This is a genomic window from Pseudonocardia spirodelae (assembly GCF_037727765.1).
Taxonomy (GTDB): Bacteria; Actinomycetota; Actinomycetes; order Mycobacteriales; family Pseudonocardiaceae; genus Pseudonocardia; species Pseudonocardia spirodelae.
In genome coordinates this window covers 148,773-174,518 of sequence record NZ_JBBJUP010000012.1, presented here as the reverse complement: position 1 = coordinate 174,518, position 25,746 = coordinate 148,773, and the positions used below count along the sequence as shown (strand labels likewise).

Below are 25,746 nucleotides of genomic sequence, written 5' to 3'. Positions count from 1 at the left end.
GGCGGCCGGCCCGGACAGCGCGTCGCGCAGCACCGCGGGGACCGGGTCCACCGGGGTGCCGACGGACAGGTCGACGATACCGCCGGGGTGCGCCGCCGCGCGCTCACGCGCCCCGGTCAGCGAGTCCCACGGGAAATCGGGGAGGTCGAGCCTGCTCACTCGTCGTGTTCCTGCGGGGGCAGGCTCTTGGCCGGCTCCACGTCACGGTCGATCTTCCCGACCTTGGACGCGCCGCCGGGCGAGCCCAGCTCGTCGAAGAAGTCCACATTGGCCTTGGTGTAGGCGGCCCACTGGTCGGGGACGTCGTCCTCGTAGTAGATCGCCTCGACGGGGCAGACCGGCTCGCACGCACCGCAGTCGACGCACTCGTCGGGGTGGATGTAGAGCATCCGTCCACCCTCGTAGATGCAGTCCACCGGGCACTCCTCGATACACGCCTTGTCGAGCAGGTCGACGCAGGGTTCGGCGATCACGTAGGTCACTTCGGTGGTCCTCCACTCGGAGCCGCGGGCACCCGGAGATCGTGTGGTGGCGGGGTGCCCGGTCAAACTGGGACGCCCGCAGGTTAACCCGCGCCCCCCGGCGGGGCAGGAGTGAGGTGGTCGGCTTCATGCTCGACGAGCTGGCAGGACGCCGTGTGGCACTGCGCCATCGCATCGCGCGCCCCGGCGGGCCCGGCCCCGCGCTGACCGACGCGGTCGGTGAGCTGCGCCCGGACGGGCCGGACGCGGTCGTCGTCCACACCCGGCGCGGCCCGGTGCGGGTGGCGCGCGATGCCGTCGTGGCGGTCCGGGAGGTGCCCCCGGCACCGCCGCGGCGGGCGTCGCGGGCGGCGGTGGACCGCCTCGAGCGGGTGCGCGCCGCGGCGTGGCCGGCGCCGGTGGTCGAGGAGCTGGGCGGGTGGCGGCTGCGTGCGGCGGGGGGCTTCTCGCGCCGCGCGAACTCCGCGCTCGCCCTCGGCGACCCCGGGACGCCGGTCGGGCAGGCCCTGGAGCGGGTCCGGGACTTCGCCGCGCGGCACGGCATCGCGCCCGCGGTGGCGGCCCCGGTGGCCTCGCCGTGGTCGAACCGGGTGCGGGAGGCGGGCTGGGTGACCGCGCCCGACCCGGGACCCTGCTCGGTGCTCGTCGCCCCGGTGCCCGGCGACGGCGGCGCCCCCGGCTGGCCCCCCACCCCCGGGCCGGACTGGTGGGCGGCGCAGGGCGACCCCGAGCCCGCCGCGGACGCGCCCGCGCTGGCGGTGCTGACCGGGCGTCGGTCAGGGGCGCTGCGCGCGGACGGGCAGGCCCCGACGGCGCCCGAGGTGGGGTTCGGCGTCGTCCACGACCCGGACGGCAGCCCGGTCGCGTCGGTGCGCGCCGCCGTCGCCGACGCGCACGTCTACATCTCGCGGGTGCGGGTGGTCCCGGCGGCGCGGCGCCGCGGGCTCGGGACCCGGCTGACGTCCGCGGCGCTGGCCTGGGGCGCGGCCCACGGGGCGCGCCACGGCGTGCTCGACGTCGCCGGCGACAACGCCGCGGCGCTCGCGCTCTACCGCGGCCTCGGCTGGGTCGAGCACCACCGCTACCACTACCTGGTGCCGCCCGCCTGAGCCGTCGGCGGACCGGGTCAGGTCAGGGCCGGGTCAGGGCCGGGTCAGATCGTGGCGGCTCAGCCAGAGCCGTCCCTGCCGGGCGGCCCGCTTGAGCCCGGACCACTCCCCCAGGTACTTCCCGATCACCCCGACGACCGGGAGCAGCCCGATCCACTGGTGGTAGAAGCGCCCGTGCGGGCGCTTGCCGAGCTCGTCCTCCACCGACCACAGCGCCCGCCCGAGCCGCCACACGGCGGACCCGACGCGCTTGAGCGTGGCCCGCTTGCCGGTCCCGGTCAGGTCACCGGTGAGCTCCTCGGCGCGGGCGTCGGCGGCGGCGTCCTCCTCGGCGGTGAGCTCGCGCGCGTCGAGTCGCAGCTCGCGCTGGAACAGCACCGACGCCAGCAGCTCCACCAACCGGTCCTCCGACCGCACGCCGTGCTCACCGGCGATCGCGACGAGCAGCAGGCCCTCACCCGCGGCGCCGACGGCGTCGGACACCGGCAGGGTGCGGGCCAGCGCGCCGCCCAGGCCGGGGATCGCCGCGATGAGCGTGGTGAACCGCCCGACGCGGTAGACCCACCAGTCGCTGCGGGCCGCGACACCCATGCCGGCCCACGCCGCGGTGCCCGGCACCTTCACCGAGGCCAGCGCGTCGAGGATCTTGTCCGCGAGGGTGCGCTCCTCCTCGCTGGTGTCGTCGTTCGGCCCGTCGCCGGGGGTGACCCGGGCCCGCAGCCCGAACGGGTCGGTCTCGCGCAGGCCGTCGAGCACCGGCCGCGTGGCCCGCACGAACGGCCGCAGCACCGCCACCAGGTCGTCGTCGGTCATACCCATCAGGAGAGCCTCCCGTCCCGGCCGTCCGCGAGGCGGTCGAGCGCCCGGCGGAAGGAGATGACCCCGACCGCGGCCCCCGCGGCGAGCAATAGCATCGACTGCCAGGTCACCGGCAGCAGCACGTCTCCGCCGGGCCCGAGCAGGCCCAGCACGAGCACGCCCAGGAACCAGACCGCCAGCGGGGCGGCCGCGCCCGCGGGGGTCGGCAGGATCTCGGTCGCGCTCACGTGCACCAGCCACGGCAGCGACACCACGACGATCAGGGTGCCCAGCGGCACCGGGACCGGCCCGATGTAGAGCAGCTGGAACATCAGCTCGAACGCCACCAGCAGCACCGAGACCACCAGCAGCAGCAGGGCCAGCGGCAGCCGCGTCACGTCGGTCACCCGTCCACCCCCTCGAACAGGTCCGACTCGGTCGTGCCCGGCGGGGCACCGGCCAGGACATACTCCTCGACGCCCAGCAGCGGCTGGACGATCCCGTTGCTCATCGCGAACGCCGTCCAGCCGTCGCCCCCGCGGACGTCGATCTGGGTCGCGTGCGCCCGCATGGCCGCGATCCGCCGCCCGTCGTGCGCGCCGACGTCGACCCGGGTGGTGACGGCCCCGACGTCGTGGCCGGGGTGCTCGTCGGGCTCGGGCCAGCGCAGCCCGGTCCGGTCGGGGTCCCCGCCGAGGGCGTGCGACAGCTCGGTCAGGCCCTCCTGCAGCAGCGCCGACGAGCGCACCGCGAAGTAGAGCTTGGCGACGACGTCCGGGCGGGCCCCGGCGGCGGCCACGGCCAGCTCGTGGGCCCGGACGTGGTCGGGGTGGCCGTAGCTGCCGTCCGCGGCGTAGGACACCAGCACCTGCGGGCGGACCTCGTCGACGATCTCCAGCAGCTGCGCGAGCTGGGTCCCGAACGGCTCCGGCGCGGCGAACGCGCGCGGGTGCAGCTGCGGCGGGAGCGCGGCGCGGGTGCCGTGCCCGGCCAGCACCATGCCGGAGTCGCGCCAGCGCCCGGCGCCGCCGAGCCAGCGGTGCCGCGGCGCGCCGAGGGCGGTCAGCGCGGCGTCGAGCTCGCGGATGCGGTACCCGCCCAGCTGGTCGCCGCGGTCGGGGGCGAGCTCGGCCAGCTCGGAGCCGATCACCTCGCCCTCCTCGCCGAGGGTGCAGGTCACGACGGTGACCTCGCACTCGGGGTCGGCGGCGTAGCGGGCGATGGTCCCGCCGGTGGTCAGGGTCTCGTCGTCCGGGTGGGCGTGGACGAGCAGGAGGCGACGAGCAGGCACCGGTGGAGCCTACGGGGCGATGATCGACCCCGCCGCGGCGCCGGGTCGGGTCGGCAGCGGGAACTCCGCCGCCTCGCCGGTCGCGGGCGGGAACGGGATCGTCGCACCGGTGAGCGGCACCGTCGGGACGGCGGTGCCGGCCAGTCCCGCGGGCACCGCACCGTCGCGGACGAGCAGGTCGCCCAGCGCGGCGATCATGGCGCCGTTGTCGGTGCACAGCCGGGGCGCGGGGACCCGCAGGGTGATCCCGGCGCCCGCGCAGGCCCGCTCCATCTCGGCACGCAGGACGCGGTTGGCCGCGACCCCGCCGACCATCAGCAGGGTGTCCGCGCCGCGCTCGGCACACGCCCGTAGCGCCTTGCGGACCAGCACGTCGACCACCGCCATCTGGAACGACGCGGCGACGTCGGCCACGGCGACCGCCCGCCCCGCGTCCTGGGTGGCCTCGACGTGGCGGGCCACGGCCGTCTTGAGCCCGGAGAAGGAGAACCCGAACGGCGCGTCGCGCGGTCCGGTCATCGGCCGCGGGAACGCGACGGCGGCCGGGTCACCCTCCAGCGCCGCCCGCGACACCGACGGGCCGCCGGGGTAGGGCAGGCCCAGCAGCCGGGCGACCTTGTCGAAGGCCTCCCCCGCCGCGTCGTCGACGGTGTCGCCGAGGTGCTCGACCGGGTCGCGGGCGAGGTCGCCCAGCGCGAGCAGCGAGGTGTGCCCGCCGGAGACGATCAGGCAGACGCAGCGTGCGGGCAGCGGCCCGTGCTCCAGCACGTCGACGGCGGCGTGCCCGGCCAGGTGGTGCACCCCGTAGAGCGGGACGTCCAGCGCGGCCGCGTAGGCCTTGGCCGCCGCGACGCCGACGTGCAGCGCCGGGGACAGCCCCGGGCCCGCGGTGACGGCGACGGCGTCGACGTCGGACAGCGACGCCCCGGCCGCGTCGAGTGCGGCGCGCACCATCGGCGTCACCGCGCTGACGTGCGCCCGCGCGGCGACCTCCGGGACGACGCCGCCGAAGCGGGCGTGCTCGTCCGCCGACGACGCCAGACCCTCGCCGAGCAGTACCCCGTCACGGACCAGACCGGCACCGGTCTCGTCGCACGACGTCTCGATCCCCAGAACCAGCGACACGCCGGACAGTCTCCCACCCGGCGTGCCGCGGCCGGTTCACGCCCGCAGGACCTCGCGCTCCTCGGCGAAGTGGCACGCCACCCGGTGCGACGGTCCGGAGCCGATCTGCAGCACCGGCTTGTCGTCGATGCAGCGCTGCTTGTCGCCGTCGGACAGCTCCAGGTGCTTCCAGCAGCGGGTCCGGAACCGGCAGCCCGACGGCGGGTCGGCCGGGTTCGGCACGTCGCCGGTGAGCACGATCCGCTCGCGGGTGCGCTCGACCTCCGGGTCCGGGATCGGCACCGCCGAGATCAGCGCCTGCGTGTACGGGTGCTGCGGCCGGTCGAACAGGTCGTCGCGGTCGGCGACCTCGACGACGTTGCCCAGGTACATCACCGCGACGCGGTCGGAGATGTGGCGCACCACCGACAGGTCGTGGGCGATGAACAGGTAGGTCAGCCCGAAGTCGCGCTGCAGCTGCTCCAGCAGGTTCAGCACCTGCGCCTGGATGGACACGTCCAGCGCCGAGACGGGCTCGTCGAGGACCACGAACTTCGGGTTCAGCGCGATCGCGCGGGCGATGCCGACGCGCTGGCGCTGCCCGCCGGAGAACTCGTGCGGGTACCGCTCGGCGTACTCGGCCGAGAGCCCGACGGTCTCCAGCAGCTCCGGGATCGTGGTGTCGGTGAGCTCGCCGCCGAGCAGCTCGTACTTCTCGGACAGGATCGAGCGCACCGTCATCCGCGGGTTGAGCGACGCGTACGGGTCCTGGAAGACGATCTGCATGTCCTCCCGGGCCGAGCGCAGCTCGCCCTGGCCGAGCGCGGTGACGTCGCGCCCGTCGACGTGCACGGTGCCCGAGGTGGGCTCGTGCAGCCGCAGGATCGCCCGGGCCGCGGTCGACTTGCCGCAGCCGGACTCGCCGACCAGCGACAGCGTCTGCCCCTCGGGGATCTCCAGGTCGATGCCGTCGACGGCCTGCACGACCCCGACCGTGCGCTGGATCAGCACCCCGGAGCGGATCGGGAAGGTCTTGGTCAGGCCCTCGGTGCGCAGCATCGGCTCGCCCGCGGCCGTCGCCTCCGCGGCCGCCTCCGACCCGGGCGCGGCCGGCTCGCGCGGCGCCTCGGCCGCCTCGGCGACCCGGTCGGCGTGCAGGCACGCGTGCGCGTGCCCGGGCCGCCCGGTCAGCGGGACGAGCTGCGGGGTGGTCTCGGCGCACTGCGCGGTGGCGAAGCGGCACCGCGGGTGGAACGCGCAGCCCGACGGCACGTGCGCGAGGTTCGGCGGCTGGCCGGGGATCGGCTCCAGCTTCTCCGGCCGGGCCTGGTCCATCCGGGCCAGCGACGACAGCAGCCCGTAGGTGTAGGCGTGCCGCGGCTCGGCGAAGATCTCGTCGTTCGTCCCGGTCTCGACGACCTTGCCCGCGTACATGACCATGATCCGGTCGGCGTGCGCCGCGACCAGGCCCAGGTCGTGGGTGATCAGGACGATCGCCGTCTCGCGCTGCTCCTGCAGCTTCTCGAGCAGGTTCATGATCTGGGCCTGCACGGTCACGTCGAGCGCGGTGGTCGGCTCGTCGGCCAGCAGGACCTTCGGGTCGTTCGCGAGCGCCATCGCGATCATCGCGCGCTGGCGCATCCCGCCGGAGAACTCGTGCGGGTACTGCGCCGCCCGGGTCGCCGGGTTCGGGATGCCGACCTCGCCCAGCAGGTCGACGGCACGACGGCGCGCGGTCACCTTCCCGGCCCCGCGGTCGTGCGCCCGGATCATCTCCGCGATCTGGTCGCCGACCTTGTAGACCGGGTTCAGCGCGGTCAGCGGGTCCTGGAAGATCATCGCGATGTCCTTGCCGCGCAGCCTGCGCTGCTCGGACTCGGGCATCGTCAGCAGCGAGCGCCCCTCGAGCAGCACCTCGCCGCTGGGGAACGTCGCCGGCGGGGTCGGGACGAGCCCCATGAGGCTCATCGCCGACACCGACTTCCCCGACCCGGACTCGCCGACGATCGCCAGCGTCTCGCCCTTGTCGACGTACCAGTCGACGCCGTCGACGGCCTTCACCACGCCGGCGTCGGTCCGGAAGTGGACCCGCAGGTCGCGGACCTCGAGCATGTGCCGGGCGGCGTCCTGCGCCGTGCCCGGTGTCGTCTCCGCGGCCATCTCAGTTCCCCCCGCGCAGCTTCGGGTCGAGCGCGTCACGCAGGCCGTCGCCCACGAACGCGAACCCGAGCGTCGTGATCATGATCGCCAGCGACGGGAAGAACCAGAGGTGCGCGACCCCGTCGACCGACAGGTACTTGGCCGCCGTCGAGATCAGCCGGCCCCACTCCGGGACGTCCGGCGGCACGCCGACCCCCAGGTAGGACAGCGACGCCATCGCGACCACGACGACGCCGATGCTGGTCAGCGAGTAGACCAGCACGGGCGCGACGGCGTTGGGCAGGATGTGGCGGCGCAGGATCCGGCCGGTCCCGGCGCCGATCGAGCGGGCCGCCTCGACGTACTCGGCCTCGCGCAGTGCCAGCACCTGCCCGCGCATCAGCCGGGCGGTCGTCATCCAGCCGAGGGCGACGAGCGCCACCACGACCGGGACGACGCCGTTGCCGGTCGCCCGCACGATGACGATGGCGCCGACCAGCGCGGGGAAGGCCAGGAAGATGTCGATGATCCGCGCGATCACCGCGTCCCAGAGCCCGCCCTTGAACCCGGCCAGCGCGCCCAGGCTCAGGCCGAGCACCAGCGAGAACAGCACCGTGGACACGCCGACGATCATCGCCAGGCGGGTGCCGTAGACGACCCCGGAGTACAGGTCGCGCCCCAGCACGTCGGTGCCGAAGAAGTGCGCCGCCGACGGCGGCTGCAGCGTGTTGAGCAGGTTCTGCTCGAACGGGTCGTACGGGGTCGAGAACGGCGAGATGATCGCGATGACGAGCTCGAACGCGACGATCACCAGGCCGGCCATCGCCAGCTTGTTGCGGCGGTAGCGGCGCCAGATCTCGCGGAACTGGCCGGGCCCCTGCGGACGGCCCACGGGACCGGCCGACGGGACGCCGGGCAGTGCGGTGGCGACGGCGTCGGCGGCCGGGGTGTCGGCGGTGCCGGCCGGACCCGCCGCGGTGGTGGTGGGCCCGGTGGAGGGAGGTGGTGGGTTCATGAGGGTTCGCCTCGCGGTGGTGGTCGGCAGGGACGGCTGCGGCGCGGGGCGCCTAGGACAGCCGGATCCGCGGGTCCAGGTAGGCGTACAGGACGTCGACGATCATGCTGAGCAGCACGTACGCGATCACCGAGTAGACGACGACGGCCATGATCACCGGCGAGTTGTTCGTGCTGATCGCGCGGGCCAGCAGGTAGCCGGTGCCGTTGTACTGGAAGATCGTCTCGGTGATGATCGCGCCGCCGATGTAGGTGCCGAGCGTCAGACCGACGAAGGTCACGACCGGCAGCAGCGAGTTGCGCATGGCGTGCTTGGTGATGACCGTCGACTCGGGCAGGCCCTTGGCCCGCGCGGTGCGGACGTAGTCGGCGCGCATGACCTCGAGCATCGAGCCGCGCATCAGCCGGGCGACGAACGCCGACTCGATGACGGCCAGCGTCAGGCCCGGGAGCAGCACGTCCTGGTACCAGGGCACCTCGATGGTGAAGCTGCGCGGCACCGGCGGGAACGGGCCCCAGCCGGACACGTTCGCGACCAGGAAGATGCCCAGCACGAACGTCGGGATGCCGATCATGATCGTGGTGATGACGGTGACCAGCGCGTCCCAGAAGGAGTAGCGGCGGACCGCGGCGAGCACGCCGGCGCTGACCCCGATGAGGATCAGGAACACCAGGGCGACGAGCGAGAGCCGGATGGTGTTCGGCAGCGTCGCGGCGATCAGCTCGGTGACCGGACGACGCTGGTCGAAGTCGATCCCGAGGTCACCGGTGAACAGGTTGCCCAGGTAGTGCAGGAACTGCAGCGGCAGCGGCTGGTCCATCCCGAACTTCGCGCGGTTGATCGCGGCGATCTCGGGCGGGACGGCCTTCTCGCCGGACGAGGCGAAGGGATCCCCCAGCGCGAACGTGGCGAGGAAGATCAGGAGGGTCGCGACGACGACCACCAGGATGCCCTGGAGGACGCGTCGCAGGACGAAGCGGCCCATGGTGGTGGATTTCCCGTCAGGTGGGGACCCGCACCGCGGGCCCGCACACCCGGGTCTCGGGTGTGCGGGCCCGCAGCGGCGGAATCACTTCAGGGTGATGACGTCCAGCGTCGGGTTCTCGAAGAAGTCCATGCCGACGTTGGCGAACTGCTCGGTGTTGATCAGACGGTACTGCTGGCGCTGGAACATCGGGATGCCGGCGAGGTCGTCGCCGATCGCGATCTTCTCGGCCTGCTTGTACAGGTCGTCGCGCTGCGCCTCGTCCGGGGTCGCGTTCGCCTGGGCGAGCACGCGGTCGAACTCCGGGTTGGAGTAGCGGCCGCGGTTGTTGCCCAGCGCCGGGTCGTTCGGCGTCGCGGCGCCGATCGACTTGGTCGCGAACAGCGAGCCGAGGAAGTTGTCCGCGGTCGGGTAGTCCGCGCCCCAGGCCGAGCGGTACATACCGGTCGCGTTCGGCGCCTGCTGGTTGTCGAGCATGTCGCGGAACGGCACGCCGGAGTACGTGACCTTGATGCCGAGGTTCTGCTCGACCTGCTGGCGCACCGCGGCGGTCCACTCCTCGTGACCGGCGCCGGTGTTGAACTGGAAGTTCAGCTCGGTGCCCGGCTGGAAGCCCGCCTCCTGGGCCAGCTTCTTCGCCTCCTCCGGGTTGAAGGTGCAGGCGGTGCAGACGCCCTCCTGGTACACCTTCGTGAACGACGGCGGCAGGATCGAGGTCGCCGGCGCCTGGGCGCCCTGGAAGACGCCCGCGGTGATCGCGGCCCGGTCGATCGCCATCGAGATCGCCTTGCGCGCGGCGACCGAGTTCAGCGGCGGCTTGGTGACCTGGACCTGCAGGTAGTTGATGCCCGCGGTCTTCTTCGACAGCCACTTGCCCTGCGGCTCGAACTCACCGCGGGCCTGGGTCAGGACCGGGGTGGGCATGCGGGCCCAGTCGAACTGCCCGTTGCGGAAGCCGTTGTACTCGGTGTCCGAACCCGAGTCGGCCGGGGTGATCGTGATCTCGACGGCGTCGAGGTTCGCCTTCGGGCCCGCGGTGTAGGCGTCGTTGCGGACCAGGCGGATGCCCTGGTCGTGGCGCCACGCGCCGTCCATCTTGAACGGGCCGTTGCCGAGCGGGGTGTCGTTGTACGCCGTGTTGTCCGCCGCGCCGGCCGAGGCCGGGACCGGGGACAGCGCCGGGTGCGCGGTGCGCACCTCGAACTCGCAGTTCGGCTCCTTGAGCGTCACGACGAGCTGGTTCGGGTTGGTGGCGTTGACACCGGAGAGCTGCTGGGCGGTGCCGGCCTGCATCTCGTCGAAGCCCTGCACCTGGTTCAGGTGGTAGGCGACCTCGGAGGCCGACGCCTTGGCGGAGGTCCGCTCCCAGCCGCGCTTGAAGTCGGCCGAGGTGAGCGCCGCGCCGTTGGAGAACTTCTGGTCCGGCTTGAGGTCGAACGTCCACTGCGTGCAGTTGGCGTTCGGGGTCCACTTCGACGCCACACCGTCGTAGACGTCGCCGTTGGGCTTGACCTGCACGAGCCCGGTGAACAGCTGCTTGGCGACCAGGGCGCCCTCGGACTCCTGGACGTTGTACGGGTCGATCGCGGTCGGCTCGGTGATGCCGAGGCGGAACGTGCCGCCCGGCTTGCCGGCGACCAGCTCCGGGTCGGGCGTCTCCGGGAACCCCTGTCCGGCCTGCGCCGCACCCCCCGAGGACCCCGTGTTGCTCTGCTGGCTGCAGCCGGTGAGGACGAGCCCCACGACCGCGGTCAGGGCGATGGCCGAGGCGGCCGCCCTTCTTCCCCTCATCTGCCGTGCCTCTCGAGATGTCGTGGGTGCACGTCGTTGTCGCACCCGTCCGGGACGTGACGACCCGCCGGATGTGCGCCGGGGGCCGCCGGGAGGCACGCGGGGAGCGCGGTCCTCCAGCCGCGGGACCCGCCGTCCGCCCAGCGGTAAACCGCTTGACCGGAATCACGGGACCGTGGCCGGACCGGACAGTAACAACGGGACCGTTGCGTGGGACAGAGGCCGATGCGGGTCGAAACATATTTGGTACTTACGTACCACTCGTCGTCACCGTGTCGCAGCGAGATGCGGCCGTCCGGAGCAGCGCCGATGAGCCGTGCGGCGGTGTGCTCCCCCGGCTCAGTTCTCCGGCTCGGCGTCGCCGGTGGGCTGCTCGGCGGAGCCCTCCGGTTCGGCCCACAGCCGCGCGTCCCACATCGGGCCGGTCCGGATCGGGCCGGGGGTGACGTGGGTGGCGGCGTCGGTCTGCGGGTTGCTGACGACCAGGCCCTGGGGCTGGTAGAGCGGCAGCGCGGGGAGCTGGCGCCACAGCACCCGCTCGGCCTCCGCGACGACGGCCGGGTCGGGCCGGTCCGCGACGAGCAGGTCGTCGAGCAGCGGCTGCAGCGCCGGGAAGCAGGCGGCACCGGGCAGCGCCTCGGGCACCTGGTCGGTGGGGCAGCCGTAGTCGGAGTCGAGGCGGGGGCCGATCGCGCCGTAGGCGATCCGCGGGGCGACGAGCACGTCGACCGCCACCGGGGTACCGCTGCCCGAGGGCGCCCCGCTCGTGGTCGGCGCGGGAGTCGTGGTGGGCGCCGGCGTGGTGGCCGGGGCGGCGCCGCCGTCGCCACCCGGGACGGGGCCGGCTCCGGGGGCCGGTGTGGTCGTGGGTGTCGGCGTGGTCGGCGTGACGCTGGGCTCGGTCAGCAGGTCCGGCGCGGACGGGGCCACGATCGTCACCCCGACCCCGCCCGCCTTGAGCTGCTCGGCGACGACGCGGGCGATGTCGACGTCCTCGGTCCGCTCGGCTCCGGCGCCCACGACCAGGGTCAGCGGCCGCCCGGCGAGGGTCCAGCGACCGTCCTGGCCACGGACGTAGCCGGCCTCGGTCAGCGCGGCCGCGGCCGCCGCCGGGTCCGGGCGGCCCGGCGCGCCGGCCGGGGCGGTCGGGACGTAGCCGGCGTCGGAGGGGGCCGCGCCGAAGGCGTTCACCGCGACGGCGTCGGGGGCGACCCGTTCGCGGATCGCGTCGCGGTCCAGCATGGCGGCGATGCCCTCGCGCACGCGCGGGTCGGCGAGCGGTCCGTCGCCGGTGCGGAACTCCAGCTGCTGCACCGACGGCCGCGGCGCCCGCTGCACGGTCGGCGGCCGGGCCCCGGCCGCCAGCACGTCCAGGGCCTGGGTGATCTCGGGACGGGCCTCGGGCAGGGCGAGGTCGACGCCCTGGCTCTCCAGCGCGGTCGGCAGGGTGTTCGCCGGGATGCGCCGCAGCACGATCTCGTCGGCCACCGACGCGGTGGCCCAGTACGGGTCGTTGCGCGCGAGCAGCACCTCACCGCGCAGGCGGTCGACCTGCATGAGCCGGAACGGGCCGCCGGAGGCCGGCACGCCGTTGGCGAACGGTGCCGTCCAGCCGCCGGGCGCGTCCTTGAGCAGGTGCGCGGGCAGCAGGTCGTCGAACAGCTCGCGCCAGTGCGGGTAGGGCTCGCGGAACACGACGTCGACGGCCTTGCCCGCGGCGCGCGAGCGCACGTCGGTGATCTCGCGGTAGCCCGCCGCGCCGATCGTGTTCGGCCGGCCGCGCATCTGCTGCCAGAGGTACACGAAGTCCTCGGCCGCGATCGGGGCGCCGGTGGACCAGCCCGCGTCGCGGTCGAGCTCGTAGCTGACGGTGAACGGATTCTGCGAGGTGACCGTCGCCGACGTCGCGACGGTCGGGTCGAGCTGCAGGACGCCCCGGGCGTCGGGCCGGAACACCGACGGCAGCGTCATCGACGCGATCGCCGTGGTCACCGGGGACTGGTCGGAGCGCAGGTGCGGGTTGAACCCGGGGCCGAGGTCGTCGACGCCGACCACGATCCGGGTCGGGGCCGCGACCGGCTCGGTCGGCCGGTCGGTCGCGGGCGGGGGCGCCGGCTGCGGGTCCGCGGTGCAGGCCGTGAGCGCCAGCAGCCCGGCCAGCAGGAGCGCCGGGAGCGCGCGGGATCCTCGACGTGCTCTCACCGTCGCAGTATCCCCACCGGGGACCGAGCGGGTGCCGGACGGGGTCCGGCCGGCGTCCGCGCCCCGCCCACCGCCGCGCAGCGGGCGGCGCCCCGGTGAGGCTCTGCTCTGCTCACCGGGGCGCAGCACCGCAGGTCGCGGCGGCCGCGGGGTCACTTCGTGGCGTTCGCCGCCGCCTTCGCGCGCGAGCGCGCCCGGGCCCGCAGGTTCGGGTCCAGCTCGATCTTGCGGATGCGGACGTTCTGCGGGGTGATCTCGACGCACTCGTCGGGGGCGCAGAACTCCAGCGACTGCTCGAGGCTCAGGATCGTCGGCGGGATCAGCTTGACCAGCACGTCGCTCGTCGACGAGCGGATGTTGGTCAGCTTCTTCTCCCGCGTGATGTTGACCTCGAGGTCCTCGTTGCGGGTGTACTCGCCGACGACCATGCCGCCGTAGACCAGCGTGGTCGGGCCGACGAACAGCGTGCCGCGGTCGGCGAGCTGGTCGATCGCGTACGGGGTGACGGGCCCGGAACGGTCCGAGATCAGCGAGCCCTTGTTGCGGGTGCGGATCTCGCCGACCCAGGGGCCGTAGCCGTCGAAGACGTGGCTGGCGATGCCCGCGCCGCGGGTGATCGTCAGGAACTCGGTGCGGAAGCCGATCAGGCCGCGGGACGGGACGCGGAACTCCATCCGGACCCGGCCGTCGCCGTGCACCATGTCGCCCATCTCGCCCTTGCGGCCCGCGAGCAGCTGGGTGACGCCGCCGAGGCTGTCCTCCGGGACGTCGACCGAGAGCTGCTCGAACGGCTCGTGGAGCTTGCCGTCGACGGTCTTGGTGACGACCTGCGGCCGCCCCACGGTCAGCTCGAAGCCCTCGCGGCGCATGGTCTCGACCAGGATGGCCAGCGCGAGCTCGCCACGGCCCTGGACCTCCCAGGCGTCGGGGCGCTCGGTGGGCAGGACGCGGATCGACACGTTGCCGACGAGCTCGGCGTCGAGGCGGTTCTTCACCAGGCGCGCGGTGAGCTTCTTGCCGGGCACCGGGTCGCGGCCGGCCAGCGGCGAGGTGTTGGTGCCGATCGTCATCGAGATGGCGGGCTCGTCGACGTGGATGCGCGGCAGCGCGACCGGGGACTCCGGGTCGGCGAGGGTGTCGCCGATGGTGACCTCGGCGATGCCGGCGACGGCGACGAGGTCACCGGCGCGGGCCTCGTCGGCCGGGACGCGCTCCAGCGCCTCGGTACGCAGCAGCTCGGTGATCTTCACCCGCGGGGTGGAGCCGTCCTCGCGGCACCAGGCCACGGACTGGCCGCGGCGCAGGACGCCGGCGCGGACGCGGCACAGCGCGATGCGGCCCAGGAAGCTGGACGCGTCGAGGTTGGTGACGTGCGCCTGCAGCGGGGCGTCGACGTCGTCGGCGGGCGGCGGGACGACGTCGAGCAGGGTCTCGATGAGCGGCTCGAGGTCCTCGGAGTCGGGCAGCTCGCCGTCGGCGGGGCGGATCCGCGACGCCTTGCCGGCCCGCCCGGAGGCGTAGACGACCGGCAGGTCGAGCAGGTGCGCGGTGACCGACTCGTCGAGCTCCAGCTCGTCGGCCAGCTCCAGCAGCAGCTCGAGGGACTCGTCGACGACCTCGGCGATGCGCGCGTCGCCCCGGTCGGTCTTGTTGACCACGAGCATGACGGGCAGGCCCGCCGACAGGGTCTTGCGCAGCACGAAGCGGGTCTGCGGCAGCGGGCCCTCGGAGGCGTCGACCAGGAGCACGACGCCGTCGACCATGGACAGGCCGCGCTCGACCTCGCCACCGAAGTCGGCGTGGCCGGGGGTGTCGACGACGTTGATCGTCGTCCCGTGCCAGTTCACCGCGGTGTGCTTGGCGAGAATGGTGATGCCCTTCTCGCGCTCGAGGTCGTTGGAGTCCATGACCCGGTCGACGAGCTCGGCGCGCTCGCCGAAGGCGCCGGACTGACGCAGCATGGCGTCGACGAGTGTGGTCTTGCCGTGGTCGACGTGCGCGACGATCGCGACGTTGCGCAGGGCGGGACGGCCGGACATGTCGCCGGCGGCATCGACGGCCGAGGCGGAACGAGGGATGGTCACACCCCAACGGTATCGGCAGCAAGTCCTTCACCCCGCTCCGGGCGCAGGTTAGGCTGACCTCATCATGGGCAAGGTCAAGAAGAAGTGCTGCCGGTCCAAGCCGAAGCGGTGCAAGAGCTGTCCGGTCGTCGCGTTGCGCCTGCGCAAGGCCGGGGCGGACGAACTGCGGGGCAAGGCGCTGGACCGCGCGATCAAGGTCGCGCGGATCTACTGAACGGACGTATGACCGCCTGACCTGCGACGACATCCCGCACCCGGCGGGTGTGCCCGATCCTGCGCGGGGCCGTCCCCGGCGGCCGCCACATGGGTCGCGGCGTGGCCCGCGGGGGGGTGCGCGACCCGCCGCGACGGCGTCGCCGCGTGGTCCCCGCACCGTCCGGCGACCCGCCGGGACATGGCAGGGATCACAGGGTGACGGCGCCCTCGTCGTCCCCGGCGGGGGTCCTGTCCGCCTCCCGTTCACCCCGCCGCCCGCACCGCGCTGCCGCCCGGTCCCGCGGGGAGCCCGGTCAGTGCCTCGCGCAGCCGGGCCAGCACGTCGTCGGGGCGGCGCAGCTCGGCGGGTTCCACGACCACGGTCCGCCACCCGTTGCGGCGCAGGACGGCGTGGCGCCAGGCGCCACCGCAGCCGTCGCCGGTGGCCGGGCCGGCCCCCACCGGCACCTCGACGCACAGGCGCGCCGCCGGGAACGCGAGGTCCAGCGGCACCCCGGCGACGACGACGTCGGTCCGCCAGCCGCGGACCCCGCCGCCGGTGAGCAGGGCGCGCAGCGCGTGCCGGGTGCGGGCCGCGAGCCGCCGCGAGGCCCCCGCCAGCAGCCGCCCGACGGCGGCGGAGCCGTGCGCGCCGAGGCTGCGGGCGTGTGCCCGGGCGAGCTCGGCCGCCGTCGGGGCGCGGCCGGACCGGTCGGCGAGGACCCGGTCGAGCAGCGCGTCGGCGGCCACCGACGGGTCGGCGGCGGCCTCCAGCACCGCGGCGGCGGGCCGGGCCAGCGCCAGCCCGTCGTGCGCACCGACGTCGGCCGGGTCGAGGTCACGGCGCCGCACGACGACACCGGCGCGGGGCCGGGGCGCCCGACGCCGCGGAACGGTCACCGTGACGACCGCGGGCGCGGCGTCGCCCAGGCCCCACCACCACACCGCCGCGGCCCCGCTGAGCACGGCCCCCTGCCCGGCCCACAGCACGGCGGCCCGGACCCGGGCCCGCTCCCCCGGCGGATGGTCGGCGTGCCGGTAGACGCACGGGTGCACCGGCACCCAGCGGCGGGCGGCGAGCCGGCGGTCGACCTGATCGGTGGACAGCCCGTGCGCGAGGGCCTGGGCGCGGGTCACGAGGCCGTCCTGCGCGGCGATCACCGTCTCCAGGGGGTCGGCGGTGCGGTGGCGGAGCCGGGCGGGCGGGCTGGCCGGGCGGGCCGGGGTGTCGGTCATGCGCCTTGGACGACGGCCGGGCCCGGACGGTTCCCCCCGGTCCGCGGTGATCGTCGTCGCGGCACCGTGGACCGCGGCCGGTGCTCAGCCGGCCGGGTCCCGCAGCAGGTCCAGCAGCTCGGGGACCACGGCCCGGTCGGCGTCGAGCCAGCCGAGGGCGGCCACCTCGTGCGGCCCCACCCAGCGCAGCTCCCGGTGCTCCCGCGCGCTCGGCTCCGGCGAGCCGGGCGCCGGGCGGGCCGTGCGGATGCGCAGCACGCGGCGGCCGATCGGCAGATCGGTGCCCAGGCGTCCGCCCGGCACCACCTGCGCGCCGAGCTCCTCGGCGCACTCGCGCACCAGCGCGGCGCGCTCGTCCTCGCCCGCCTCGACACCGCCCCCGGGCAGCTCCCAGCGCCCGGCGAGCTCGGCCGGGTAGGAGCGCTGCGCGACGAGGAGCCGGCCGTCGCGCACGATCGCGGCGCCGACCACGACACCGGCCCGGGACAGCTCGGCGACGCGCTCGGCGAGCACGTCGCGGCGGGCGGCCAGCAGCCGGGCCCCGAAGCGGGCCAGCACCGGGTCGGACACCCGGCCCAGCACCCCGAACGGCGGCTGCCAGGTCAGCTCGTCGTGCACGCGGGTGCCGCCGCCGGGGCCGGGCCGGACGCTCGTGGCGTGCCGCAGCACCGCCGCCGGGCCCGCCGCGAGCTCGGACCACAGGCCGTCCGCACCGGCGCGGGTGATCCGCGTGCGGCAGGCGAGCAGGCCCCCGGGCAGCGCGACCCGGATCTCGTCGCCCGCCACCAGCAGCGCCGACGGCGCGTGGAACCGGGCGCCCACCCGGGTCAGCGCCCGGGCCGCGGACGCGGTCTCGCGCAGCACGCCGGCGACCAGCCGGGGCGGTCCGTCCAGATGGCTGTCGAGGGTCAGCACCGGCACCCCGGTGATCCTTCCACCCCGGGCCGCCACCGCGACCTCCTCGCCGGCCGATCTCACCGAAACGGCCCGCTCGCCGCACCGCAGGCGGCACGCTGGGCCCGTGCACCCGACTCCCGGCTCCCCCGCCGCCCGTCCCCCGGCCGTCCGGGCGGCCGGGCTGTCCCGCGGCTTCGGCGCGGTGCCCGCGGTGCAGGACGTGACCCTCGACGTCCCGATGGGGTCGGTGCTGGGCCTGCTCGGCCCGAACGGGGCGGGCAAGACGACGCTGCTGCGGATGCTGCTGGGGCTGCTGGCGCCGACCCGCGGCGAGGTCGAGCTGCTGGGCCGGCGCCTGCCGCACCGCGCGGCGGAGGTGCTGCCGCACGTCGGCGCGCTGATCGAGACCCCCGCGCTGCACCCGCACCGCACCGGGCGCCAGAACCTGCTGCGGGCCGCGGCCGCGGAGCCGTTGCTGGACTCCTCCCGGATCCCCGCCGCGGTCGACGCCGTCCTGCGCCGGGTCGGGCTCGCCGGGGCCGCGGACCGGCGGGCCGGGGACTACTCGCCGGGGATGCGACGACGGCTCGGGCTGGCCGTGCCGCTGCTGACCCGGCGCCGCCTCGTCGTCCTCGACGAGCCGACCGACGGGCTCGACCCGGCAGGCACCCGCGACGTGCGGCGGCTGATCGCGGAGATGAACGCGGCCGGGGCGACGGTCGTCGTCAGCTCGCACCTGCTCGGGGAGATCGAGGCGACGTGCAGCCACGTGGCGGTGCTGCAGGCGGGGCGGCTGCTGTGCGCGGGCCCGCTCGACGAGCTGCTCGACGCCGGGCCGTCGGCGCTGGTGGTGACCACCCCGGACGGCGAGCTCGCGGTGCGCGCGCTGCTCGCCCGCGGCATCGACGCCGCCCGCGGGCCCGGCGACCGGGTGGTGGTGGCGCCGGGGCCGGCCGCGCCGGACGTCGTCGCGACGCTGGTCCACGCCGGCGTCGCGGTGCACGGCGCGACGCGGCCGGTGGCGCGGCTGGAGGAGTTCTTCGCCCGGCTCACCGGCGACCCCGGCCCGGTCGCGGCCGGTGGCCGGGCGGCCGGAGCGGGGCGGTGACCGCCGTGCGCCCGGAGCAGGCGCCGGGTCCCGCCCACCCGGGCACCCCACCGCCGGTCGCGGACTGGGCCGCGGCGCCGCCCCCGGCCACCGCCCCGGCACCGGCGCACGCCCCGGTACCGCACGGGTGGTCCGCCGCGCCCGTCCCGCGGGCGCCGCGGCCCGCCGCCCGTCGGCCCACCGCGGCCCCGTTCGGCCGACTGCTGCGCGCGGAGCTGGAGCTGGCCCTGCTCCGGCCGCGGACCGCGGTCGTGCTCGCCGCGGCGGCGCTCGTCCCGCTGCTCGCGACGATCGCGCTCGCCGGCGAGCCGGGGCGGCTGTCGTTCGCGCTGGGGACGCTGAGCGTCGCGCTGTCCGAGCCCGCGGCGTTCGCGCTCGGGATGCCGGTCGTGCTGGTCGCGGCGGACGCGTTCGCCGCCGAACGCGCCCGCGGCACCCTGGACGCGCTGCGTCTCGCCCCGGTCGGCCCGGGCCGCCTGCTCGCGCTGAAGGCCGCCGCGGTCGCGGTGACCGCCGTGGCGGCCGCCGCGACGACCGTGCTGTCCGCACTGGTCTGCGGTGGCCTCGCCCTCGGCTCCGGCCCGTTCGGGGCCGGCGCCACGCTGCTGCGGGCGGGCGCGCTCACCGGCTGGGCCGCCGTCCAGCTGGGCGGGCTCGGGATGCTGCTGCTCGCGCTGTCGGCGCTGGTCCGGCGCCCGGCCGGGGTGGTCGCGACCGGGCTGGCCGCCCTCACCGTCGCCCCGCTGGTGACGGTCCTGTGGGAGCCGCTGGCGCCCGTGCTGCCCTCGGGGCACTGGCACGAGGTCCTGGCCGGGCTGCTCGCCGTGCCCGCCGACCCGGCGGCGGCCTGGGCGACCACCGCGCGGGCCGCCGGGTTCGTCGTCGCCGGGGCCGGGGCCACGCTGTTCGCCCTCACCCGGCGCGACGGCTGACCCGGCCCCCGGCGGGGCCGCCCGGGCCGTCCCGTCGCGACGCGGCGGCCCGCCTGCGCCACGATGGGGCGATGGCCACCCCGACGCTGTCCGACGCCGAGATCACCGACGCCCTGCAGAAGCTGCCCGGCTGGGAGCGCGACGGCGACTCCCTCGTCCGCACGGCGACGCTGCCCGACTTCGAGGCGGCCGTCGCCGTCGTCGACCGGGTCGCCGACGACGCGGAGGCCGCCGACCACCACCCCGACATCGACATCCGCTACAACCGGCTGACCTTCCGGCTCTCCACGCACTCCGAGGGCGGGCTGACCGCGAAGGACACCGACCTCGCCGCGCAGATCTCCGACCGCATCACCACCGCGGGCGGCTGAGCACGGCTCAGAAGCGCCGGTTGGCCAGCACCGGGACCTGCTCGCGGACCGTCGCCGCCGCGGCCGGGTCGACGTCGACGACGAGCAGCCCGGGCTCGGCCCCCAGCGCGTCGAGCACCTCGCCGCGCGGCCCGGCGACCAGGCTGTACCCGATGCCGGTCGGGGCCTTCCCGTGCGCGCGCCCGACCGTCGTCGGGTCCGCCTGGTCGCAGGCCACCACGAACGAGCCGGTGTCCAGCGCCCGGGCACGCACCAGCAGCTCCCACTGCGCGCGCTTGCCCTCGCCCGCCCCCCAGGAGGCGGGCACCAGCAGCACGGTGGCGCCGTCGTCGGCGAGGCGCTGGTACAGCCCGGGGAAACGGACGTCGTAGCAGGTGGACAGGCCGACCGTGACCGGGTCGCCGCCCGCTGCGGGCGCGGGCAGGGTGACCGCGACCGGCTCGGTGCCCGGCTCGACGGTGTCGGACTCGGCGAACCCGAACGCGTCGAACATGTGGATCTTGTCGTAGGCGGTGTCGACGCCGCCCCCGGTGACCAGCAGCGTGTTGCGGACCCGGCCGTCCCCGGACGGGGTGAACATCCCGGCGGCGACGGTGATCCCCGCGCCGGCGGCGATCTCCCGCACCCGGGTGGCCCACGGGCCGTCCAGGGGCTCGGCGACCGGGCCGAGCGGGACGCCGAAGCAGCACATCGTCGCCTCGGGGAACAGCACGAGCCGCGCCCCGGCCTCCGCGGCGGCGCGGGTGCGGCGCTCCACCTCGGCGAGGTTCTCCCGCGGGTCCGGGGTGGACACGATCTGGGCGAGGGCGATCCGCATGCCCCGGTCGTACCACGTCCGCCGCGGGCGTGGGGTACGGTCGGGTCGTGCGCAGCGCCTACTACTGGTTTCGCCGGCCGGCCCGGGATGGGCTGGCGGGCGCCGTGGTGCGCTGACCCCCATCCCCTCGAGCCGGCACAGCGACCGGCTCGGGCGAGGCGTTCCGGGGTGGTCCCGCCGGGTAAGGACTACTGACTCCGATGAGTACGAGCACCGTCTCGCCGCAGGTCGCCCCCACCGACGACCGTCGCATCGAGCGGATCAGCCCGCTGATCTCCCCCGCGCTGCTGCGCCACGACCTGCCGTGCACCCCCGAGGTCGCCGGGACCGTCACCCGCGGCCGGGCGCAGGTCACCGACGTCCTCGACGGTCGTGACGACCGGCTCCTCGTCGTCGCCGGGCCGTGCTCGGTGCACGACCCGGACGCCGCGCTGGACTACGCCCACCGGCTCGCCGCGCGCGCCGCGGAGCTGTCCGGCGAGCTGTGCGTGGTCATGCGCACCTACTTCGAGAAGCCCCGCACCACCGTCGGCTGGAAGGGCCTCATCAACGACCCGGGCCTGGACGGCACGTTCGACGTGAACCGGGGGCTGCGCACCGCCCGCACCCTGCTGCTCGACATCACCGCGCTGGGGCTGCCGGTCGGCTGCGAGTTCCTCGACCCGATCACCCCGCAGTACATCGCCGACGTCGTGACCTGGGGCTCGATCGGTGCGCGCACCGCGGAGAGCCAGGTGCACCGCCAGCTGGTCAGCGGGCTGTCGATGCCGGTCGGCATCAAGAACGCCACCGACGGCGACGTGCGGGCCGCGACCGACGGGATGCGCGCGGCGGCGGCGTCGCACGTGTTCATGGGCGTCAACGCCGACGGGCTCGCCGGCCTGGTCACCACCACCGGGAACCCCGACACCCACGTCATCCTGCGTGGCGGCACCCGCCCCAACTACTCCGCCGACGACGTGGCCGCGACCGTCGCGGCGCTGCGCGCGGCCGGGCTGCCCGAGCGGGTCGTCGTCGACGCGAGCCACGGCAACAGCGGCAAGGACCGCGAGCGGCAGGCCGTGGTCGTCGCCGAGCTGGCCCGGCGGATCGCCGGCGGGGAGCGCGCGGTGACCGGGCTGATGATGGAGAGCTTCCTCGAGGCCGGGCGCCAGGAGCTCGGCCCGGACATGGTGCGCGGCCGGTCGGTCACCGACGCCTGCATGTCCTGGGACACCACCGACGCGCTGCTCGGGACGCTGGCCGACGCCGTGCGCCGCGGCCGTCGCTGAGCGGGGGCGGGGCGGCGGGCGCACCGCACCGCCGCCCCACCCGTTCCGGCGCACGGGTGTCCGTCCCCTCGCGAGGAGTGCCAGGCTCGTCCCCGCACGGCCGGACCCACCGGCCACCGGAGCCCCCGGGGGCGGACATGATCAAGGGCTTCAAGGACTTCCTGCTGCGCGGCAACGTCGTCGAGCTCGCCGTCGCCGTCGTGATCGGGGCGGCGTTCACCGCGGTGGTCACGGCCTTCACCGCGGCGTTCCTCAAGCCGCTGATCCAGCTCTTCTCCGGGGGCGGCGAGCTCGCAGGCTCCTTCGAGGTGAACGGGGTGGCCTTCGACTGGGCCTCGTTCGTCAACGCCCTGATCACGTTCGTGATCACGGCGGCCGTCGTGTACTTCCTGGTCGTGCTGCCGCTGAAGACCCTGGAGGAACGACGGCGGCGCGGCGAGGAACCGGCCCCCGCCGAGCCGACGCAGGTCGAGCTGCTGACCGAGATCCGGGACCTGCTGCGCGAGGCCCGCGGGGAGGAGGCGGCGGGACGCCACGCGGTCGGCGACCCGGACGGCCCGACCGGCTGAGCCCCGCCCGCCCCGGGCCTCACCCCGCGGACGCGAGCCGGTCGAGGACCCGGCGGCGCAGCAGCTCGTACTGCGGGCGGCAGCGCCGCGGCGGGCCCGGCGGGCGCACGACCGTCCGCGGCGGCTGGACCGTCTCCCCCGGCCCGAACTGGTCGCGGGTCAGGTCCGCCTCGGCGCCACCGGGGAGCCGGTTCCACCAGTGGTAGCCCTGCAGCCGCCCGTCCGGCAGCCACACCTCGGCGAGCAGCAGGTCCCCGCCGAGCAGGTCGTGCAGGACCAGCGCGGTCGCGCCGCACTGCCCGCGCGAGGGACGCCGCGGCGACCAGTCCGCGACGTCGGCGGTGTCGCAGGTGTCGCGCCCCCAGGAGGCCCGCAGCGCAGCGGCCACCCGGGGCGGGACGGAGGCGGGGGCCGGTGCGGGCGGCCGGGCGGTGGTCATGGCGCGGACGCTACGACCGACCCCCGACAGTTCCACCGTCGCCGGGCGCGGGCCCGGCGAGGTGGCAGGCCATGAGGACGTCGTCGACCGGGCCGCCGTCCAGCACGAACTCCGCGCGCAGCACGCCCTCCTCGACGAACCCGCAGCGCGCGTAGAGCGCCCGGGCGCGGGTGTTGCCGCCGAGCACGCGCAGCGTGAGCTTGCGGGCCCCGGCGGCGCGGGCACGCCCCGTGGCCGCCTCGACCAGGGCACGGCCGGCGCCGCGTCCCGCGTGCCCGGGGTGGACCGCCAGACCGGCGAGCAGCCACACGTGCGCGTGCGCGGGGACCGCGGGCGGCGCGGGCCCGGCGATCGCGTACCCGGCGACGGCGCCGTCGTCGTCGGCGACGAGGACCTCGCCGACCGGGACCCGCTGCAGGAACGGCTCGGTCCGCGGCGGAGCCGGGCTGACCGCGGCCGTCCAGGTCAGGGCGTCGATCCGGCCGAGCGCGGGCCCGTCGGCGGGCGCGGCCGGGCGGACGGTCAGCACCGGGGCGCGGGCCGCCGGACGGGGCGGTCCATGCGGACCTCGTGGATACCGTCGGGCCGGTCGACGACGCCACGGCCGGTGAACCCCAGCCGCCGGTAGAACGCCGCGGCGCGCTCGTTGCCGAGCACGACGTGCAGCGCGAGCGTGTGCGCACCCCACGCCGCCGCGCGCTCGTCGACCGCCTCGACCAGCGCCACCGCCGCGCCCGTCCCGCGCGCGTGCGGCGCGACCCACAAGGAGATCAGGTCGGCGACGCCGTCCGGGTCGGGCGGCACCGCGACGGTCTGCCCGGCGGGCCGACCGTCGACGTCGACCACCAGGTAGCGGCCGGGGGCGACGAGCCGCTCGCGCCACTCCTGCTCCCCCGCGCCGAGCCAGTCCGACAACCGGCTGTGGAACGCCTCGGGGGCCTCGGCGAGCGCGGCGAGCCGCAGGTCGCGCCAGGTCTCCCAGTGGTCGGGACCCAGCTCCCGGACGGTGATCACGCGGCCTCCCGGTCGGACGGACGGGCGCTCGTGAACCTAGCAGCGACCGTCCCCCGCCCGGCCGTGCCTCCGCAGCGCCAGCGACGTCGCGGCCGCGAGCACCCCGGTCAGCACCACGGCGGCCACCTGCAGCCCCGGCCGGTCGCGCAGCAGCAGCGCCGCCGCCAGCGCGACGACGAGGGCCGAGCCGGTCACCCCGCCCGCCGGTACCCGCCGGGCGAGCGGCACGACCGCGCGCAGCCCCGCACCCGCCCCGCACAGGGTGGCGGCCAGCAGCAGGGCGACGGCGGCGTCGTCCCAGTTCCAGCCGCTGTGCACGGTGCGCCTCCTCCCCCGCCGGTCGCCCTCCGCCCCGACCCTGCCCCGCCGCGGGCCGCCGGGCGTCGCCAATCCTGATGACGGCGATCCTCCGCCCGCAACACCGGCCGCCCGGACGGCGACGGTCCCGGCATGACCCCGCTGCGCCGCCGTCCCCGCCCCGCGGGCCCCCGCCTGTTCCTGGCCGGGTCCGTCCTGCTCTTGGCCCTGTTCGGGGCGGGTGTCGCCGGTCCGGCGGCCGCCACGCCACCGGCGGGCGGGCCCGCCTGCTGGGCGGGCCTCTCGACGGCCGGCTGCCGATGACGCCGTCCGGTGGGCAACCGGACGCCCCATCGGCTACGAACTGTGGTCATGCTGCCCGAACCGCGTCACCGCGCCCGGACACGCCTGTCCGCCTGGTCCACCGGCCCGCGCCGCACCGCGGCCCTGCTGTCGGTGCTGGCCCTGATCGTCCTCGGCATCGTCGGGGGCCTCACGATCGGCCGGATGTCCGACACCCCGGCGACCGCGGCGGAGCCCGGGCCCGCCGTGCTGGGCCCGCTGACCGGCCCGCCGACGCTGTACGGGCGGGTGCGGCAGGTGGTGGACCCGGCGACGGTCGTGGTCGAGGTGCAGGGCCGGCCGGTGCGGGTGTCGGTGATCGGTGTCGACACGTCCTCGACGCCGGCGTGCGCGCGGGCCGGGGCGCAGCAGTTCGCGGAGCGGTTCCTCGGCGGGCAGGAGGTGACGTTGGTGCCGGACCCGACGCTGCCCGCCACGGCGGCGGACGCCCCGGCCTGGCCGGCCTACCTCGTCGTCGGGACGCAGCAGTCCTACACCGACGCGGCGCTGGTCGCGGGGTGGGTGGACCCGGGGCGGGGGCGGTACCGGCCGGGCTTCGAGAACGGGCAGCGGATCGCGCAGGAGCAGCGGGCCGGCATGTGGGGCCCGCCCTGCAACCGCACGTCGTGACCGGGGCGGGCGGCGGGGCGCCGACGGCGCGCGTCACCCGTTCGGCACAATGGTGAGCGTGGATCCCCGGGCCGTGCGGACGCGACGGCGTCTCCAGGACGCGCTGCTCGCGCTGGCCCGGGAACACCCGTTGGAGCGCATCACGATCGCCGACGTCGCCGGGCGGGCCGCGGTCAACCGCAGCAGCTTCTACCAGCACTACACCGACAAGGAGATGCTGCTGGCCGACGCGCTCGCCGGCCGGGCGTCGGACGCCGGGGCCGACCTGTCGGGCCTGTCGATGGACGACATCGGTCCCGAGCCCCCCGCGGCCCTGCTGCGCTGGTTCGACCATCTGGCCGACCACGCACCGCTCTACCGGCAGGCGCTGGGCGGGGCCGCCGCCCCGGACGCCGCGGCCGGGATCCGCCGCCGGATGCAGGCGGTCGTCACCGAGACGACCGTGCGGCTCGGGATGACCGAGGAGGAGTTCGGGCTCCCGCTCGACGTCTTCGCGGCCGGTCTGACCTGGACGCTGCTGGGCGTCGCGGCCAGCTGGCTGGAGCGCGACCCGCTGCCCCCACCCGAGGTCGCGGCCGGGTGGGCGTGGCGGATGCTGGTCCGCCGGGACTTCTGAGCGTCGCTCGGA

Annotated in this window: 28 protein-coding genes and 1 pseudogene; 10 read left to right on the top strand and 19 right to left on the bottom strand. The window is 75.8% G+C overall.

Annotation, left to right across the window (positions count from 1 at the left end; all coding sequences use genetic code 11):
• Both WJX68_RS16345 and fdxA read right to left on the bottom strand, forming a co-directional pair.
• Positions 1-159: pseudogene (locus tag WJX68_RS16345) on the bottom strand (succinyldiaminopimelate transaminase); the annotation flags it as partial.
• Positions 156-482: a ferredoxin gene (fdxA, locus tag WJX68_RS16340; protein ID WP_340291730.1), complete on the bottom strand. Its 327-nt coding sequence runs from the start codon at positions 480-482 to the stop codon at positions 156-158. The gene fdxA and the pseudogene WJX68_RS16345, both read right to left, overlap by 4 nt.
• Positions 483-637: 155 nt before the next feature.
• Here fdxA and WJX68_RS16335 point away from each other — a divergent pair, with 155 nt between their 5' ends.
• Positions 638-1,591: a GNAT family N-acetyltransferase gene (locus tag WJX68_RS16335; protein WP_340291728.1), complete on the top strand. Its 954-nt coding sequence runs from the start codon at positions 638-640 to the stop codon at positions 1,589-1,591.
• Between the two features lie 33 nt (positions 1,592-1,624).
• On the opposite strand, the gene WJX68_RS16330 is transcribed toward WJX68_RS16335, so the two are convergent.
• The 10 genes from WJX68_RS16330 to typA all read right to left on the bottom strand — a co-directional run bounded on the left by WJX68_RS16330 (position 1,625) and on the right by typA (position 14,955).
• The gene (locus WJX68_RS16330; RefSeq protein ID WP_340291725.1) at positions 1,625-2,410 is read right to left on the bottom strand and encodes a hypothetical protein; all 786 of its coding nucleotides are present in this window, start codon (positions 2,408-2,410) and stop codon (positions 1,625-1,627) included.
• Positions 2,410-2,796: a hypothetical protein gene (locus tag WJX68_RS16325; protein ID WP_340291723.1), complete on the bottom strand. Its 387-nt coding sequence runs from the start codon at positions 2,794-2,796 to the stop codon at positions 2,410-2,412. Before WJX68_RS16325 ends, WJX68_RS16330 begins: the two co-directional genes overlap by 1 nt.
• Positions 2,793-3,680 carry an N-acetyl-1-D-myo-inositol-2-amino-2-deoxy-alpha-D-glucopyranoside deacetylase gene (gene mshB, locus WJX68_RS16320; RefSeq protein WP_340291721.1) on the bottom strand — a complete coding sequence of 296 codons (888 nt, stop codon included), beginning with the start codon at positions 3,678-3,680 and terminating at the stop codon, positions 2,793-2,795. The genes WJX68_RS16325 and mshB overlap by 4 nt, the downstream gene beginning before the upstream one ends.
• Before the next feature lie 9 nt (positions 3,681-3,689).
• Entirely contained in the window at positions 3,690-4,805 is a 1,116-nt protein-coding gene (gene tsaD / locus WJX68_RS16315) for a tRNA (adenosine(37)-N6)-threonylcarbamoyltransferase complex transferase subunit TsaD (RefSeq protein ID WP_340291718.1), read from the bottom strand.
• Between the two features lie 36 nt (positions 4,806-4,841).
• Positions 4,842-6,944: an ABC transporter ATP-binding protein gene (locus WJX68_RS16310; protein ID WP_340291716.1), complete on the bottom strand. Its 2,103-nt coding sequence runs from the start codon at positions 6,942-6,944 to the stop codon at positions 4,842-4,844.
• A 1-nt stretch (position 6,945) separates the two neighbouring features.
• Positions 6,946-7,938 (bottom strand): ABC transporter permease, encoded by a 993-nt coding sequence (locus WJX68_RS16305; RefSeq protein ID WP_340291714.1) that lies wholly within the window; start codon positions 7,936-7,938, stop codon positions 6,946-6,948.
• A 52-nt stretch (positions 7,939-7,990) separates the two neighbouring features.
• Positions 7,991-8,923 carry an ABC transporter permease gene (locus tag WJX68_RS16300; protein WP_340291712.1) on the bottom strand — a complete coding sequence of 311 codons (933 nt, stop codon included), beginning with the start codon at positions 8,921-8,923 and terminating at the stop codon, positions 7,991-7,993.
• A gap of 84 nt (positions 8,924-9,007) precedes the next feature.
• Positions 9,008-10,714: a peptide ABC transporter substrate-binding protein gene (locus WJX68_RS16295; protein WP_340291710.1), complete on the bottom strand. Its 1,707-nt coding sequence runs from the start codon at positions 10,712-10,714 to the stop codon at positions 9,008-9,010.
• Positions 10,715-11,053: 339 nt separating this feature from the next.
• A complete protein-coding gene (locus WJX68_RS16290) occupies positions 11,054-12,916 on the bottom strand; it encodes an ABC transporter family substrate-binding protein (protein ID WP_340291708.1) in 1,863 nt (620 codons plus the stop codon).
• Between the two features lie 152 nt (positions 12,917-13,068).
• Positions 13,069-14,955 carry a translational GTPase TypA gene (gene typA / locus WJX68_RS16285; RefSeq protein WP_340291746.1) on the bottom strand — a complete coding sequence of 629 codons (1,887 nt, stop codon included), beginning with the start codon at positions 14,953-14,955 and terminating at the stop codon, positions 13,069-13,071.
• Between the two features lie 109 nt (positions 14,956-15,064).
• On the opposite strand from typA, the gene WJX68_RS16280 reads away from it, so the two are divergent.
• Positions 15,065-15,214, top strand: coding sequence for a hypothetical protein (locus WJX68_RS16280; RefSeq protein ID WP_340291706.1), 150 nt, complete (start codon positions 15,065-15,067; stop codon positions 15,212-15,214).
• 245 nt (positions 15,215-15,459) lie between these two features.
• Here the strand turns inward: WJX68_RS16280 and WJX68_RS16275 are convergent, their stop codons facing one another.
• Both WJX68_RS16275 and WJX68_RS16270 read right to left on the bottom strand, forming a co-directional pair.
• Complete coding sequence (locus tag WJX68_RS16275; RefSeq protein WP_340291704.1) at positions 15,460-16,431, bottom strand: hypothetical protein; 972 nt, start codon at positions 16,429-16,431, stop codon at positions 15,460-15,462.
• An 84-nt stretch (positions 16,432-16,515) separates the two neighbouring features.
• On the bottom strand, positions 16,516-17,352 hold the full coding sequence (locus WJX68_RS16270) for an NUDIX domain-containing protein (RefSeq protein ID WP_340291702.1): 837 nt from the start codon (positions 17,350-17,352) through the stop codon (positions 16,516-16,518).
• A 100-nt stretch (positions 17,353-17,452) separates the two neighbouring features.
• Here WJX68_RS16270 and WJX68_RS16265 point away from each other — a divergent pair, with 100 nt between their 5' ends.
• The 3 genes from WJX68_RS16265 (at position 17,453) to WJX68_RS16255 (ending at position 19,739) form a co-directional block, all read left to right on the top strand.
• Positions 17,453-18,436: an ABC transporter ATP-binding protein gene (locus WJX68_RS16265; RefSeq protein ID WP_340291699.1), complete on the top strand. Its 984-nt coding sequence runs from the start codon at positions 17,453-17,455 to the stop codon at positions 18,434-18,436.
• Positions 18,433-19,368 carry an ABC transporter permease gene (locus tag WJX68_RS16260; protein WP_340291697.1) on the top strand — a complete coding sequence of 312 codons (936 nt, stop codon included), beginning with the start codon at positions 18,433-18,435 and terminating at the stop codon, positions 19,366-19,368. Before WJX68_RS16265 ends, WJX68_RS16260 begins: the two co-directional genes overlap by 4 nt.
• A 71-nt stretch (positions 19,369-19,439) precedes the next feature.
• Positions 19,440-19,739, top strand: coding sequence for a 4a-hydroxytetrahydrobiopterin dehydratase (locus tag WJX68_RS16255; RefSeq protein WP_340291695.1), 300 nt, complete (start codon positions 19,440-19,442; stop codon positions 19,737-19,739).
• A gap of 7 nt (positions 19,740-19,746) precedes the next feature.
• Here the strand turns inward: WJX68_RS16255 and WJX68_RS16250 are convergent, their stop codons facing one another.
• A complete protein-coding gene (locus tag WJX68_RS16250; protein WP_340291693.1) occupies positions 19,747-20,556 on the bottom strand; it encodes a carbon-nitrogen hydrolase family protein in 810 nt (269 codons plus the stop codon).
• Positions 20,557-20,756: 200 nt separating this feature from the next.
• On the opposite strand from WJX68_RS16250, the gene WJX68_RS16245 reads away from it, so the two are divergent.
• Both WJX68_RS16245 and mscL read left to right on the top strand, forming a co-directional pair.
• Positions 20,757-21,827, top strand: a complete 1,071-nt coding sequence (locus WJX68_RS16245; RefSeq protein ID WP_340291690.1) for a 3-deoxy-7-phosphoheptulonate synthase — start codon at positions 20,757-20,759, stop codon at positions 21,825-21,827.
• A gap of 137 nt (positions 21,828-21,964) precedes the next feature.
• A complete protein-coding gene (gene mscL, locus WJX68_RS16240) occupies positions 21,965-22,396 on the top strand; it encodes a large conductance mechanosensitive channel protein MscL (protein ID WP_340291687.1) in 432 nt (143 codons plus the stop codon).
• Between the two features lie 19 nt (positions 22,397-22,415).
• Here the strand turns inward: mscL and WJX68_RS16235 are convergent, their stop codons facing one another.
• Genes WJX68_RS16235 through WJX68_RS16220 form a run of 4 tightly spaced genes read right to left on the bottom strand, consistent with a single transcriptional unit; the run spans position 22,416 to position 24,167 of the window.
• A complete protein-coding gene (locus tag WJX68_RS16235; protein ID WP_340291685.1) occupies positions 22,416-22,835 on the bottom strand; it encodes a YunG family protein in 420 nt (139 codons plus the stop codon).
• 10 nt (positions 22,836-22,845) lie between these two features.
• A complete protein-coding gene (locus tag WJX68_RS16230; RefSeq protein ID WP_340291683.1) occupies positions 22,846-23,364 on the bottom strand; it encodes a GNAT family N-acetyltransferase in 519 nt (172 codons plus the stop codon).
• Positions 23,358-23,849, bottom strand: coding sequence for a GNAT family N-acetyltransferase (locus WJX68_RS16225; RefSeq protein WP_340291680.1), 492 nt, complete (start codon positions 23,847-23,849; stop codon positions 23,358-23,360). The genes WJX68_RS16230 and WJX68_RS16225 overlap by 7 nt, the downstream gene beginning before the upstream one ends.
• A gap of 36 nt (positions 23,850-23,885) precedes the next feature.
• Positions 23,886-24,167, bottom strand: a complete 282-nt coding sequence (locus tag WJX68_RS16220; RefSeq protein ID WP_340291678.1) for a hypothetical protein — start codon at positions 24,165-24,167, stop codon at positions 23,886-23,888.
• Positions 24,168-24,299: 132 nt separating this feature from the next.
• Here WJX68_RS16220 and WJX68_RS16215 point away from each other — a divergent pair, with 132 nt between their 5' ends.
• From WJX68_RS16215 to WJX68_RS16205, 3 genes are read left to right on the top strand one after another with little or no spacing between them, the layout of a single operon-like run.
• The gene (locus tag WJX68_RS16215; protein ID WP_340291675.1) at positions 24,300-24,470 is read left to right on the top strand and encodes a hypothetical protein; all 171 of its coding nucleotides are present in this window, start codon (positions 24,300-24,302) and stop codon (positions 24,468-24,470) included.
• Between the two features lie 48 nt (positions 24,471-24,518).
• Positions 24,519-25,118, top strand: a complete 600-nt coding sequence (locus WJX68_RS16210; RefSeq protein ID WP_340291673.1) for a thermonuclease family protein — start codon at positions 24,519-24,521, stop codon at positions 25,116-25,118.
• A 58-nt stretch (positions 25,119-25,176) separates the two neighbouring features.
• Positions 25,177-25,734: a TetR/AcrR family transcriptional regulator gene (locus tag WJX68_RS16205; RefSeq protein WP_340291670.1), complete on the top strand. Its 558-nt coding sequence runs from the start codon at positions 25,177-25,179 to the stop codon at positions 25,732-25,734.
• Positions 25,735-25,746: the final 12 nt, after the last annotated feature.